12 protein-coding genes are annotated in these 14,400 nt (G+C 63.3%); 1 reads left to right on the forward strand and 11 read right to left on the reverse strand.

The annotated features are described in order from the left end of the window. Positions 1-12: 12 nt before the first annotated feature. The 11 genes from bamA to HY896_05875 form a co-directional block, all read right to left on the reverse strand. Positions 13-2,286, reverse strand: coding sequence for an outer membrane protein assembly factor BamA (bamA, locus tag HY896_05825; protein ID MBI5575865.1), 2,274 nt, complete (start codon positions 2,284-2,286; stop codon positions 13-15). Next, positions 2,283-2,963 carry an ABC transporter ATP-binding protein gene (locus HY896_05830; GenBank protein ID MBI5575866.1) on the reverse strand — a complete coding sequence of 227 codons (681 nt, stop codon included), beginning with the start codon at positions 2,961-2,963 and terminating at the stop codon, positions 2,283-2,285. Before HY896_05830 ends, bamA begins: the two co-directional genes overlap by 4 nt. Then, positions 2,956-4,191, reverse strand: a complete 1,236-nt coding sequence (locus HY896_05835; protein MBI5575867.1) for a lipoprotein-releasing ABC transporter permease subunit — start codon at positions 4,189-4,191, stop codon at positions 2,956-2,958. The genes HY896_05830 and HY896_05835 overlap by 8 nt, the downstream gene beginning before the upstream one ends. A 7-nt stretch (positions 4,192-4,198) precedes the next feature. Further along, positions 4,199-5,686, reverse strand: coding sequence for a lysine--tRNA ligase (lysS, locus tag HY896_05840; protein ID MBI5575868.1), 1,488 nt, complete (start codon positions 5,684-5,686; stop codon positions 4,199-4,201). Then, positions 5,683-6,814 (reverse strand): peptide chain release factor 2 gene (gene prfB / locus HY896_05845; GenBank protein MBI5575869.1). Its coding sequence is split into 2 segments (ribosomal slippage): positions 5,683-6,741 and positions 6,743-6,814, totalling 1,131 coding nucleotides; the frame shifts between segments, so codons are not numbered across the junction. The genes lysS and prfB overlap by 4 nt, the downstream gene beginning before the upstream one ends. After that, complete coding sequence (gene lnt, locus HY896_05850) at positions 6,774-8,342, reverse strand: apolipoprotein N-acyltransferase (GenBank protein ID MBI5575870.1); 1,569 nt, start codon at positions 8,340-8,342, stop codon at positions 6,774-6,776. Before lnt ends, prfB begins: the two co-directional genes overlap by 41 nt. Continuing rightward, positions 8,339-8,779, reverse strand: coding sequence for an rRNA maturation RNase YbeY (gene ybeY / locus HY896_05855; protein MBI5575871.1), 441 nt, complete (start codon positions 8,777-8,779; stop codon positions 8,339-8,341). The genes lnt and ybeY overlap by 4 nt, the downstream gene beginning before the upstream one ends. After that, positions 8,776-10,281: an HDIG domain-containing protein gene (locus tag HY896_05860; protein MBI5575872.1), complete on the reverse strand. Its 1,506-nt coding sequence runs from the start codon at positions 10,279-10,281 to the stop codon at positions 8,776-8,778. Before HY896_05860 ends, ybeY begins: the two co-directional genes overlap by 4 nt. Next, a complete protein-coding gene (locus HY896_05865) occupies positions 10,259-11,227 on the reverse strand; it encodes a PhoH family protein (protein MBI5575873.1) in 969 nt (322 codons plus the stop codon). Before HY896_05865 ends, HY896_05860 begins: the two co-directional genes overlap by 23 nt. 21 nt (positions 11,228-11,248) lie before the next feature. Next, positions 11,249-12,133 (reverse strand): DUF4388 domain-containing protein, encoded by an 885-nt coding sequence (locus HY896_05870; GenBank protein ID MBI5575874.1) that lies wholly within the window; start codon positions 12,131-12,133, stop codon positions 11,249-11,251. Between the two features lie 6 nt (positions 12,134-12,139). After that, positions 12,140-14,050, reverse strand: a complete 1,911-nt coding sequence (locus HY896_05875) for a tetratricopeptide repeat protein (GenBank protein ID MBI5575875.1) — start codon at positions 14,048-14,050, stop codon at positions 12,140-12,142. A gap of 9 nt (positions 14,051-14,059) precedes the next feature. On the opposite strand from HY896_05875, the gene HY896_05880 reads away from it, so the two are divergent. After that, positions 14,060-14,400, forward strand: a 341-nt coding sequence (locus HY896_05880) for a nucleoside triphosphate pyrophosphohydrolase (GenBank protein MBI5575876.1), incomplete at its 3' end; no start/stop codon positions are given.

The following is a 14,400-nucleotide window of genomic DNA, read 5'->3' on the forward strand; positions in this document are numbered from 1 at the left end:
CGTCCTCCCGGATTAAAATACCGTCCCTATCGTAAACTCGGCCACCCGCTTCGATTCGCCGGGGGCCGGTTTCAGATTCCATCCGAATTCGAACCTGAGGGGCCCCATCGGCGAATACCAGCGGATCCCCGTGCCGGCCGCATACTTCAGGCCCGGTCCGTTCCAGGGCCAATCTCCCTGGCGGTAAGCGTTCCCCGCGTCGAAGAACACGACTCCCTTGAAGCCGTATTCCCCGACTATGGGGAAGATGTACTCCACGTTCATGAACAGCTCCTTGTTGCCCCCGATCAGCTCGCCGGTATTCGGGTCCTTCGGAGAAACGGTGCGCGCCTTGAATCCCCTGATGCTGTAAGGCCCCCCGAGGAAAAACCGCTCGAAGATAGGCACCCTTCCTCCCACCGTCGTGATCGTGTGCCCCCAGAGGATGTTCGCGCTCAAGACCGTCGGGGGGAATATCGAATAATATTTCCGCGCGTTGAGGAAGTATTTGACGAAATCGCTGTCCCCCCCCAAGGGGCCTCCCGCGTACTCGAGCGTCGCCGACTGGACCGAGCCTTTCGACGGGTCGAACATCTTGTCCGTCGTGTTGCGCGTGATGCTCGGGGAGATGCTGCGGGTCTTCTGCGTACCCTTGCTGAACTCTTCCTTCAGGATGGTCGAGGCCGCGGAGCCCGGGTCCGTTATCAGAGTCTCGTCCATGCGGAAGGATACGCTGGCCACGGTGTATTTCGTGAACTGGTAGCCCACCCCGATCTTTCCTCCCTTCGCACGGCGGCGGAAGTCAGGGTACTTCACGTCCGTCTTGTAGGCGCTGAGGAGAAGGCTGTAGTCCGTGTCGAAAATGTGGGGATCGCGGAAATCGAGCTGGTAGACGGTCCGCCTCGCGCCGAACTGAGAGCTCAAGGAGGCCTTCCAGCCCCGGCCGAAAAGGTTGTTCTCGGTCAACTGGATTACGCCGAAGATCTTGTCGAGCGAGCTGTACCCCGCTCCGCCCGACAGCGTCCCCGTCGGGCCTTCCTGCACGTCGACCTTCACGTCCATCTGGCCGGGAGTTTTCGACGGCGCCGTGGTGATCTTGACGTCCTTGAAATAGGAAGTTCTGCCGAGGTTCTCCTTGCTCTCTTTCAGCCCGGTTGCGGTGTAGATCAGCCCGTCCTCGACCTCGAGCTCCCTGCGGATGATCCGGTCGAGCGTCTTCGAATTTCCCGTGATCTCGACCCTGCCGAACCGGAATTTCCCTCCGCGGTCCGTCTTGATCGTCAGGTCGGCCACCGGATATTCCTTGCGCTTCTCGACGATCGGGGAAACGATCGCCTGCGCATACCCCTTGTCGTTATGAAGCGTCGTCAGCTCGAGGAGGTCTGCCAGGAGCACCTCCCGGTTCATGACTTCTCCCCGTTTGAGCTTTACCGCCTTGCGAAGGTCCGCCTCCGGGATATCGCTTTCCCCCGTGAACCGGATCTGCCCCACGCGATACTGGCGGCCTTCGAACACGTGGATGGTTATCTCCAGCCCCTTCTTGCCGCGCTTCACCATCGGATCGGATATCTTTGAATCGAGAAAGCCGTTGTTCTGGTAGAGTGCCTCGATCTTTCGGATGTCGTTCTCGATGACGTCCTTCTTGAACGTGCCCGACTCGGTGAGGAAGGACCAGAACCCCTTTTCGCTCGTGTCCATCTGCTTCAGTATGGTTTTCCCCGGGAAATAGAGGTTCCCCGTTACGCGCATCTTGACGATCTTGAGCTTTTCTCCCTCCTCGATGCGGAACCCCACCCTCATCGAGCCGTCGGCCTCCTCCTCCACCTTCGAGTTGACCGTGGTGTCGAAAAATCCCTTGTTCTGGTACAGCTCCAGGACCTTCCGGGCCGACTCCTTGGCCTGGTCTTCCTTGAAGAGGTTCCGCTCCTTGACGGTGAGGGCGGCCCGGATGTCCGCCGCTTCCACCTCCTTGTTCCCTTCGATCCGGACGGAAGAAACGATCGGCTTTTCCGTCACGATGATCGTGATCCTGTAGCCGCCGGGAACTTCCTCGGCGTCGAACCTGACGTCCGTGAAGTACCCCATCCGGTAGACCGCCTTCACGTCCTCCCGTATCCTGGCAAGGTCGAATTCCCCCCCCGCCTTCGTCTTCATCGCCTGGCGTATGGCGTCGGCGCCGGCCCGTTTCGCCCCCTGCACGTCGACGGCCACGACGCGAAATTCCCCCGACCCGGCCTTTACGGCGGGAGGCGCGGCCATCAGCCAGGCCGCGACGGCGCAAGCCGCCGCCATCGCCCGCAACCTCACGCCACGACCCTCCCGTCGTCGATGCGTATGACGCGGTTCAACCGCCCGGCCAGTTCCTCGTTATGGGTGACCATCATCAGCGTGAGTCCACGTTTCCGGTTGAGATCCATCAGCAGGTCGAATACCCCCCTCGCCGTATCCTTGTCCAGGTTGCCCGTCGGTTCGTCGGCCAGGAGCACGGACGGCTCCATCGCAAGCGCGCGGCAGATCGCCACGCGCTGCTGTTCCCCCCCGGACAGCTCTCCGATTCGATGGTCGATACGCTCCGACAGCCCCACTTCGGAAAGAAGCGCCTCCGCCCTCCTGCCGGCGTCCTCCCGGTCCATCCCGGAAATCATGCAGGGGAGCATCACGTTCTCCCTTGCGTCGAATTCCGGCAGGAGGTGATGGAACTGGAATACGAACCCGATCGTCCGGTTCCGGAACCCGGCCAGCTCTTCCTCGGGCAGGGCCGTCAGATCGCGGCCTTCATAGAAGACCGACCCCGATGTCGCCCGGTCCAGCGTTCCCACGATCTGGAGGAGCGTGGTCTTTCCCGCTCCCGAAACCCCCACGACGCCGAGCGTTTCTCCGCGATCGACGGAAAGGTCGACCCCCTTGAGGACTTCCAGCGGTCCGCCGCGCCTGGGGAAGTGCTTCCTCAGGCCTTCGACGCGGATCAGGGGGCCGCTATTCATACCGGATCGCCTCGGCCGGATCGACGCGCGCCGCCTGTATGGACGGATAGAGGGTCGCAAGGAAGCATATCAGGACGGAGCTTCCGCTTACCAGAAGGATGTTCGCGGGATCGAGAAGCACGGGAAGCGTCGAGATGTAGTAGACGTCGCTCGGCAGCCGGATGAATTGATACCGCCGCAAAAGATCGCACAGGAGGAGGCCGAGCGCCGTCCCGAGGCCGGTGCCCGTTATGCCGATGAAAAGGCCTTCCAGGGCGAACACTCTCCGTATCGTCCTGCGGGTCGCGCCCATCGTCATGAGGATAGCGATGTCCCGCGTCTTCTCCATGACCACCATGATGAGCGTGCTTATTATATTGAATGCCGCGACCATGACGATCAGCACGAGGATGATGAACATCACCACTTTCTCCAGCTTGAGCGCCGAGAACAGGTTGCGGTTGCTCTGCATCCAGTCCTTCGCCCAGTAAGGGTAACCGAGGCCGGAGCGGATCTTCGCGGCCGTTTCCCCCGCGGCGTATATGTCGTTCACCTTCACTTCGATGCCCGTGCTCCTGCCTTCCAGTCCGAGAAGCCGCCCCGCCTGATCCAGGGATATGTAGGCGAAGGTCGCGTCGTACTCGTACATCCCCGATTCGAAGATCCCGCCGACGCGGACCCGCAGCACGCGCGGGAATGTCCCGAGAGGGGTCACGTTTCCCCCGGGCACCAGGATTTCCACGACGTCGCCCACGGACACCCCGAGGTTCCCCGCAAGCTCCCGTCCGAGGATCGCTCCCGGCATGCCTGCGTCGCCCTTGCGGCGCAGCGACTCGATGCTTCCGTGCCGGATGTCCCGCGGAAGCCGCGTGACGTCGCCGACGGTGGCGACGTCGACCCCGCGCAGGACCCCGCCCGACGATGCGGCCCCGGACGAAATCATCATCTGGGTAAACACGTACGGGCTCGCTCCGGCGACGCCGGGCACCTGCTTGATCCGGGCGGCCAGCGCGAACGGGTCGGCGATGCTCCCTTCCAGGCTGGTGACGTGCACGTGCGCCGTGGCGCCGAGGATCCGGTCCTTCAGTTCCTTCTCGAACCCGCTCATGACGGAGAGAACGATGATCAGCGCGGTGACGCCGACCGTCACTCCGGCGACGGAGATGATAGTGATGATCGAGATGAAGGTCTGCTTCCGCTTCGCCAGGAGGTACTTCAGCGCAATGTAATGTTCGACCGGAAGCTTCAAACCGCGGCTACCCTTCCTTCCGCAGCTGGGGGAACAGGATCACGTCCCGTATGGACGGGGAATCGGTGAAAAGCATGACCAGCCGGTCGATCCCGATCCCTTCCCCCGCCGCGGGCGGCATGCCGTGCTCAAGCGCGCGAAGGAAATCCTCGTCCATCGCGTGCGCCTCTTCGTCCCCCCCTTCACGCTGCCTCAACTGCTCCTCGAACCGTTTACGCTGGTCCAGGGGATCGTTAAGCTCGGAGAAGGCGTTGGCGATCTCGCGGCCGAGGACGATCAGCTCGAAGCGGTCCACGATCGACGGCCGCCGGTCGTTCTTCCTGGACAGGGGGGATACCTCGACCGGATATTCCGTCACGAAGGCGGGCCCGCGGATCTTCCGTTCCGCCACTTCCTCGAAGATCCCGATCAGCAGCTTTCCCGGTCCCCAGTCGCCCTTGACGGCCAGGCCCAGCGAGCGCGCCATCTCCCGGAGGAACTCCTCGTCGGAAAGCCGTTCCTCCGGCACGTTGCCGTACCGTGCGACCGCCGCGGCCACCGTCAGGCGTTCCCACGGCGGCGTGAAATCGAGCGTCTCCCCCTGGTATGTCACGGATGCTGTCCCGAAAAGCGATACGGCGAGGCCGGAGACCAGTTCCTCGGTAAGCCGCATCAGGTCCTCGTAGTCGGCGTAGGCCTGGTAGAACTCGACCATCGTGAACTCCGGGTTGTGCTGCGTCGAGATTCCCTCGTTCCGGAAATTACGGTTGATCTCGAAGACGCGCTCGAACCCGCCGACAAGCAGCCGCTTGAGATACAGCTCCGGCGCGATCCTCAGGTAAAGGTCCATGTCAAGCGCGTTGTGCCGCGTGATGAACGGTTTCGCGGCCGCGCCCCCGGCGACCGGCTGCATCATCGGAGTCTCCACCTCGAGGAAATCCCTCGCTGCCAGGAAGGAGCGGACGTAGGCGATTATCCCGGCCCTCCTGCGGAAAACCTCCTTGACCTTCGCGTTTACGATCAGGTCCACGTACCTCTGGCGGTACCTCGTCTCCACGTCCACGAGCCCGTGCCACTTCTCCGGCAGCGGTCTTATCGCCTTGGAGAGAAGGCGGAAACCGGACGCCTCTATCGTGAGCTCGCCGGTCTTCGTGATGAAAAGCGTCCCATCGCACCACGCGATGTCCCCGACATCGACGGTATTACGGAAATGGCCGTAGGCTTCCTCTCCCAGCTTGTCCTTCCGCAGGTAGGCCTGAAGGTTACCTGTGCGGTCCGCGATCGAGATGAACGCGGCCTTGCCGAAATTGCGCGACGCGAGGACCCTGCCTGCAATGTCCACGCGGATCCCTTTCTCCGCAAGCGCCTCGACGCTCAACCCCTCCGCGGCGGCCCGGGCGGCGGCGGCGGTCCAGCCGACCTTCTGGTCGTTCGGATAGGGGTTTCCTCCGGCCGCGCGGATCTCCTCCCCCTTGCGTATCCGGTCGCGGACCAGTTCGTTCCACTCCTCTTTCACGCCCCCCCCCTTTTAGCGCTTGCCTCTTCCTGCCCCCCGGCAAGCAGGAACCGCCTTATGAATTCCTTCAGGTCCCCGTCGAGCACGGCGTCCACGTTTCCCGCCTCGTAACCGGTCCTGTGGTCCTTGACGAGCCGGTACGGGGCGAGGACGTACGAGCGGATCTGCGATCCCCAGGCGATGTCCTTCTTCGCCTTGTGCGCTTCCGTCGCCTTCTCGGCTCGCTGCCTCATCTCCAGCTCGTACAGCTTGGAGCGCAGGATCTTCATCGCCATCGCCTTGTTCTTGTGCTGCGACCGCTCCTGCTGGCACAGGACGGTGATCCCGGTAGGCATGTGGCTGATACGGACGGCGGACTCCACCTTGTTCACGTGCTGGCCCCCCGCGCCTCCCGACCGAAGCGTGTCTATCTTCAGGTCCGTCTCGTTTATCAGGATCTCGACGTTGTCGTCGACCTCGGGGGAGACGAAGACCGATGCGAAGGAGGTATGCCTGCGCTTGTTGGCGTCGAACGGGGAGATCCGCACGAGCCGGTGGACGCCCATTTCGGCCTTCATGTATCCGTACGGGTGATCGCCGGAGAAGAGGATCGTGGCGCTCTTTATCCCCGCCTCCTCGCCTTCCTGCCTCTCGAGGATCTCCACCTCGAACCCCGTCCGGTCGGCGTAGCGCATGTACATCCGCAGGAGCATCTCCGCCCAATCCTGGGACTCCGTGCCCCCGGCCCCCGCGTGAATCGTCAGGATGGCGTTCCTCTCGTCGTCGTCCCCGGAAAGCATCCGGTCCAGCTCGATCTCGTCGAGGGCGCGCTCCATCTTTTCAGCGTGCTGATCGATCTCGGGCGAAAGGGACTCGTCCCCGGACTCGTCGTACAGGTCGATGAATGCGCGCAGGTCCCCGACGGACTTCTCCAGCGCGGACCACCTAGAAAGGAAGTTCTCGAGCGACTTCCGTTCCTTCAGTATCGGCTCGGCGCTTTCCGGGGAACCCCAGAACCCTTCACGCGACACGGCGGTCTCCAGCTCCGCCAGCCTGTTTTTCTTATTGTCTACTTCAAAGATAGCCCCGAAGCGCGCTGCAGCGCGATTCAAGCACGGCGAACTTTTCTTCCAGCAGTCCTGACCCCATCGACGCCTCTCAAAAGGATACACAGAATGAAAAAAGTTATTATAGTACAGCAAATTGCGAAGATTTCACCTGTTTTCGCGTATATCGTGTCCCCTTTCCCCGGGAAGATCTCTCCGACCAGCACTTCCGAGCGGAACAGGCCAAGGGTCGCCACAGCTTCCCCGCGGGCGTCGATCAGCGCGCTGATCCCCGAATTGGCGGCGCGGACCATCGGCCTGCGGAACTCCACCGCCCGCATGCGCGCCATCGCAAGGTGCTGCCGAGGCGCCACCGTGTCCCCGAACCAGGCGTCGTTCGTCACGTTTACGAGCCATCGCGCCCCCGCGAGCACGCTTTCCCGTATGATCCCCGGGAAGACGGCTTCGTAGCACACGGAAGCGCCCGCCGGCCCGCCTTCGACGTTGAAAAGGGCGGGGCCCGTGCCCGCGGAGAAATCCTCTCCCCCTTCCGTCATCTTGCGCACGAAGAAAAACACCTGTTTCAGCGGGATATATTCACCGAAGGGTACCAGGTGACGCTTGTCGTATCTGCCTTCCAGGACTCCCTGCCGGTCGAGGAGGAACACGCTGTTGTAATATTTCCCTCCTTCGGAAGGATTGAACCAGGGGGCGCCGAAGATCAACGGAACGCCGTTCTCCGAAGCCGACCTTTCGACTTCGCGGCTCATCTCTACCTCCCACCAGTAGAAGAAGGGGGCGGCGGTCTCCGGCCACACCGTGATCCGGGCGCCTTTCGAAGCCGCCTCGCGCGTCAGCCGCCCGTAGATTTCCAACGTTTTGTTTTGGTAGGCGGTCTCCCACTTTACCGACTGGTCGATGCCCCCCTGCGCGATCGCGATGCGCAGGCCCGGGCCGTCGGGGCGCCTGCTCCACTCCGAGATGCGCCAGGATCCATACGCAAGGAAAAATACCAGGACGGCGATCGCGCCGGCCGCGTGCATCGCCGCGCGGCGCCTCTCCCCCGCGGATAATATCTCTCCGGCCCGAAACAGGCATACGTTGGCAAGCGTCAGCAGGAATCCCAGTCCGAATACGCCTGCAAGGTCGGCCGCCTGCATCAGGACCGCGCTTTGCGTCAGGCTGTATCCGAACAGCATCCAGGGGCTTCCCGTGAAGAGGACCGACCGCGCGTATTCCAGGCCGGTCCAGGCGCAGGGGAACGCGAACAAGCCGGCGCTTCCGAATCTCTTGCCCAGGCGGAAGACGATGAATCCGGCGGCGGAAAAATAGCTCCCCATGTAGGCGGCGACCAGCAAAGCCGCCAGGCACCCGGCGGGCCATCCGATCCTTCCGGGGACGGCTACCGTGTATGCGATCCAGTAGAACAGCAGGAGGTTCGTACCGATGCCCGCGAGAAACCCCCGCCACGCCGCATTCCGGGAATCCCGCGCCGACTTCATCAACGTAAAGAACGGAAGCCAGCAGACGAACGGAAGCAGCGGGACGTCGTATCCCGGCGTGCCCGACGCATAGAGGACCGCGAACAGGGCGCCGTGCGCCCATGGAACCGCCCGGGCCGGGATTTTCAACTGCGCACCTTTCCCAACGCCGAACGATACAGCTTCATCTCCGCCGAGCGCATCCGCCTCGCTTCGGTCGCGCCAAGTTCATGGTCGTGGCCCGACAGGTGCAGGATTCCGTGGATGATGAAAAACAGGACCCTCTCCTCGGACGACCCCGGCCATCCGGACGTCTGCCGGAGACAGGTCGGCGCGGAGATCAGGATGTCCCCCGCAAGGCCCGGGGCATCCCCGTCCGGAAAGGAGATGACGTTGGTGGTACGGGGGCGGCCGAGGAACCGGCGGTTCCATTCCGTCATTTCGGCGTCGTCCACAACGAGAATCCTCAGGTCCGCCGCATCGGGTTCGAGAAGGGCGAGCGCATTGCGCACCAGCGCGCGCAGCTTCGCTCCATCGAAGGGCGCGGGTCTCGGATGCTGCCGGATACTGACGCCGTACCGCGTCATCCGACGGGAGGGCCCTTGCCGCTCTCCGGGTAATCGACCCGGGCATGCAGCACGGCCGAGAGAACATTTTTAAAGGCCTCGCATACTGCATGGAGATCGCGAAGCGTCATATCGCAATCGTTGAGCTGGCCGTCAAGGTAGGCGCGGTCGACGATCCGGTCGACGATCTCGTCGAGCTCCGCCTTCGTGGGGTCCTTCAGGCTCCGTGCGGTCGCCTCGACGGAATCCGCCAGCATGATGATCGCCGCCTCGCGGCTCCGCGGGCGTGGCCCCGGATACCTGAACATCTCTTCGGAGGAGCGGCGTTCCTGGATATCGGCCTGCGCCTTGTCGAGGAAGTAGTACAGGTAGCTGGTCCCGTGGTGCTGGGCGATGATTTCCGCGACACGGTCTCCCAGCCGGTATTCCTTCGCGAGCCGCAAGCCTTCCTTGACGTGGGACAGAATGACGACCCGGCTCATGCCCGTAGACAGGATATCGTGGACGTTTTCGACGCCCGCCTGGTTTTCGGAGTAGTACTGCGGCTTGGCCACCTTCCCCACGTCGTGGAACAGGGCGGCGACCCGGCAAAGCAGCGGGTTGGCGTGGATGGCCGTCGCGCCCGCCTCTGCGAGCGTGCCCACGACGACGCTGTGGTGGAACGTTCCCGGAGCTTCGAGCATCAGGCGCCTGAGGAGCGGATGCCCCGTGCCCGCCAGCTCCATCAGCCGGATGTCGCTCGCGTATCCAAATGCGTATTCGGCCAGCGGCAGGAGGGCCAGCGTTATCGGGCCGGCGGCCAGGACGTTGACCGCGGCGAACAATCCCGCCCACCAGATTCCGGACGTCCCATGGAGCGCCAATTCCAGGGCGATCGCCCCCAGCGCGCAGATCGGCGCCGCCATGATGCCCGCCAGGAGCATCCGGTACCTGTCCTGTATCCGTCCCGACCGTGCAGCGCACGCCGTGCCCGACAGCAGCAGGAAAAGCAGCGCGGGCCATCGCCCGGATGCCGCGGCTGCGGAAAGGACGGAAGCCGCGACGGTGAACAGTATGGCGACTTCGGAGTTCAGGAGGACGCGCACGATCATGGCGAAGGCGGGCAGGGGAATCAGGTAGACGTACAGGCGCGCGGGCACCACGCCGCTCCACGAGGGTATCGACGGAAGCACCTCGACTACGGCCTTCGCAAGAAACAGCAGGATCAGCGACAGGGAGCATAGGAAGAGGAAATCCCTCGCGGCCAGCCGGACCTTGCGCACTTCCCTGCCCGCGAAGCCGAACCATTCGGAAAGGAACAGGGCGACCGCGAGCGTCAGCGCCACCGCGCCCGCGAGGGGGAAGAGGCCTCCCATTCGCCCGGCGGACCGGGGGAAGATCTCCGATCCCCAGAGATAGAAGAGCGCCACGAACACCGCCGCGGAGAGAAGGCCGATCACGCTCTCCCTGAACGGAATCCCCCGCCGCGCCTCGCCGGCCTCGCGGTCCCTGTTGTTCCTGTCACCGTTTTTCGTATCGTTCATAGGCCTTGATGATTTCCTGCACGATGGGATGGCGCACGACGTCGATCTCCGTGAACCGGCAGAACCGGATACCGTCCACTCCCGCGAGTATATCGATCGCCTCGTTCAGGCCGGAGACCCGACCCGAGGGAAGGTCGGTCTGCGTGATGTCTCCCGTTATGACCGCCTTGGAGCCGAAACCGATCCTCGTGAGGAACATCTTCATTTGCTCCGAGGTCGTGTTCTGCGCCTCGTCGAGCACGACGAACGAGTCGTTCAGCGTCCGGCCGCGCATGAAGGCGAGGGGCGCAACCTCTATCGTTCCGCGCTCCATCATCTTCGCCGCCTGCTCGTACTCCAGCATCGTGTAAAGCGCGTCGTGCAGGGGGCGCAGGTACGGATTGACCTTCTCGGCCATGTCGCCGGGGAGGAAGCCCAGCTTCTCGCCCGCTTCGACGGCCGGGCGCGCGAGGATGATCCGCTTCACCTCCTTGCGGACGAGGTATCCGACCGCCATCGCCATCGCCAGGAACGTTTTCCCCGTCCCCGCCGGGCCGACGCCGAAGACGATGTCGGACTCCCGGATCGCGTCGAGGTACATCTTCTGCGCGACGCTCTTGGGAGTGATGATCTTGCTGCGGGAAGACATGAACACGACGTCCTGGAACACGGTGGCGACATCCGCGTTCCTGTCGGACGAGACGATCCTCACCGCGGAGGCGACGTCGTTCGACGTGATCGGTATCCCCTTTCGCAGCACGCGGTACAGCCCGTCGAGCACCTTGGCCGCCAACTCTACCTGGAGCGGATCCCCTGACACGAAAGCTTCGTTGCCCTTGGGGCGTATGGCGACCCCCAGCGCGCGCTCCACGATCTTCAGGTGGTCGTCGTGCCGCCCGAACAGCTCGGGGAGCGTGCCGGTGTCGTCGAAACGGAGCGTTTCCTCCCTGCGTTCCACAGCTTCCATTTTCCTACCGCGCGACCTCCTTTAGAAGAACCTCACCCACATCGCGAACGAGCTCGTGGAGCCCGGTGCGAGGAGAAGCCGGTAAACCCATGCCCCCATGTAAGCGGCGACGCCGAACCATGCGGCGGCCCTGAGGTATCCGATGTTCCGGATCCGGGCCCTCTCCTCGCGGAAGAGCTGTTCGGGATCGTCCCTCTTCTCCTCCGGCGCCGAGACCTCGACCAGGCCGCGGTCCAGAAGCGACCACAACGCCTTTACCCCCTCGAACCATGTCAGGCACGCCTTGCGGAAGATACGTTGGGGCTCCGCGGAAAATTCCAGCCCTTTCCATATGCGGCGCTCCTCCTCGGACAGGGCTGACGTGTCGACTTTTTCACCTTCCTTCCGCGCCGCCCGGAAATCGCCGGGCGGGAACTTCTCCCTGTAGATCGGGTATTCGTCGAGGTACTGCATCCCCTCGAGCATCAGCACGTCGGCGCGGACCGGGCTGGACATCCACGCGGGAGGACGCACCGCGAAGCTCTCGAACCTGTATTCCCCGTCTTTCAGCCGCAGGACGTCGAACAGGCTCTCCTTGATCTGGAGCGAAAGGTACCGGGCGAGCGTCTCGCCGGAGATAATTTCCCTCTCCACCAGGGCCTCGCCCAGCTTCTTCCCCCCCTTTTCCTGCGTCATCAGGATCTTGCGCAACTGCTGGGCGGTGATCAGCCCCGCATCGACCAGCATCGTCCCCAGCATCCCGGAGGGGACGCGGCGGTCGGGCTGTACATCGACTATCAGGCCTTCGGAGAAGAGGAAGACCGAATCCCGCTCGCCGCCCCTGATGGTGAGCGAGCCGCTTTTCCCCTGGTTGGAGATCAGCTGGAAGATGTCCGGAATGCTGAAATCGCCGAGTTTACCCTGCATGGCCCGTCACCGCTCTCCCGCGACGTTTCGGTTCTGCTGCAGTATCGTGAAGGATCGGATTCCCCACACCGCACCCCCCGCCCAAAGAACGGCGGTTGCGACCACCCCCCAGACCGACACGGTCCGCTGCAGATCGGCGACCAGCGGTCCGCCCGCGCGCAATCCCCCCAGCGAGCAGGTGACGGCGGCGAGAGCCGTGGAAAACATCATTCCGAAAACCAGCACGCGGATCTCTTTCCCCGACCAGAGCGCGCCCGCACCCGGCACTGCAAGGGAGGCCAGCCGCACGTACCTCCTGTGCAGCACTATCCCCTGGACCCTCCTGGTCCGCTCTTTTCCCATCCTGATGCCTCCCCCCAGGTTCACCCTGCAGGGCCCGCAGAGATCGGATGCTTCGCGGCTTCGCACCACGAGCGACCTGCTGCCGCACGAACGGCAGGTCGAATGGACCCACAGCTTGCGTGACAGCAGATTCCATGCGCTCGAGAAAAGAAGGACGGCCGCGAGGAACACCACCGCGCCCGACGCCGACAACGGGCGGAAGAACGAGAGGAACATATCGCTTTCCCCCGCATCGCGGATCCAGTCTTCCCTGAGCCGGAATACGACTTTCCAGATTTCGCGGACGGGAAGCGGCGAAGCGATCCATTCTCCCTGTTCCATGTCGGCGGGCCTGTGGAAGAACGGCGGCAGCCTCTGGATGCGGTCCCACGCTTCCGGCTGTATTAGGCGGGCCCGGTCGAGGTTGAAGAGTTGCAGGTGCGCCTGGTAGGCGTTCCACAGCGCGGACGGGTCCCCGGGGTGCTTCACGGCGGCGGATTCGAAATCGTCCAGGGCCTCCCTGACCTTACCCATCTGCGCGCGCGCGACTCCGCGGTTGTTCACCACCTCCTGCAGATCCCTTCCGTCATCGATAAGCGAATTCCACCGTTTTTCCGCCGCCGCGGGATCCCCCGACTGCATCTCCAAACGGGCCCTTTCGAACCTCTGCATCCAGGAGAACGTCCCTCCCGGAAGAAAAACCATCCCCGCTGCGCTCCCCTTGTTGCTGCGCGCAAATGACAGATTCCCCTCCCCGCCGAGCCATCCGACGCGGGCCTCGTCTCCGAATGTCCGAAGGGAATGGAGAATGCCTCCTGCCAGCACAAGACCGACGAGGACAAGCACCACCGCCGTCAAAAGAACGAGTTCCCCTCTCCGCAGGTAGGCGACCGAGAGAAGGAGCCAGATGCAGGCCGCCACCGCCAGTCCGAATCCCGCCGCAACGGGCAGCAGGAAAATCAACGCGAGCAGGACCGGGGCGACGCTTTCACGGTAGGGGATATCGAGCGCGCGCAGCAGGTCCCCTTCCAGCGACGGCCGCGCGCGAAGGAACAGTATCGACGACCCCCACAAGGCGAACCAGCAACCGGCGGCGGTCATGAAAGTGAAAAGCCAGGAAGCATAACCGAGGAGCGCGGGCCCGAACCGGCGCGTGGCGCCCGCCATCCCCTCAAGGTCCTGCAGGAACTCCTGCAACCGCCCGGAGATAATGTCCTCCTTCGCAAGCCAGGCCCACATCGGCACGGAAAACGGGGAAACCTCCCGCAGTATCCGGAGAACCGGCGCGGCATCCTTCTTCCACCCCTCCCGCACGGCGCGCTCGAAGACGAGGTCGGGGAAAGCGTTGATGGAGAGGATGCCGGTTTCGTGCATCCGTACCCGCAACAGGCGGACTTCCTTCGCGAGTTCCGCCTCCCTGCCGGCGCGCGCGACCGCCCCCACCCTTTCAGCCTGGGACCGGACGGGGGCCGGATATCCCGAAAGGAAATCCTTCCCCACGGACGCCGCCGACAAACCGGGCATCGCAAGGGGAAACGCAAGGAAGATCGTGACCAGGCTCAGACAGCCGCAGGAGATGAGAAACCGACGGGTCATTAATCCCTTATGTTATCATTACTCGTGGAAAAATCCGCCATGGACGATTTCGGCAAACTCGCAGGAATAATGGAGCGCCTTCGCGCCGAAGGCGGGTGCGAATGGGACCGCGCCCAATCACATTCCTCCCTTCGCCAGTACCTGCTGGAAGAAGCGCACGAGGTCCTGGACGCCATCGCCAGGAAAAAACCGGAACTTTTATGCGAAGAACTTGGCGACCTGCTGATCCAGATACTGTTCCACGCGCAGATCGCGAGGGAGCACGGGGAGTTCGACATCTCGGACGTCATATCCTCCATTTCCCGGAAAATGATCCGGAGGCACCCCCACGTTTTTTCCGATGCGAAGGC

The organism is Deltaproteobacteria bacterium (assembly GCA_016218975.1).
Taxonomy (GTDB): Bacteria; Desulfobacterota; Deferrimicrobia; order Deferrimicrobiales; family Deferrimicrobiaceae; genus JAENIX01.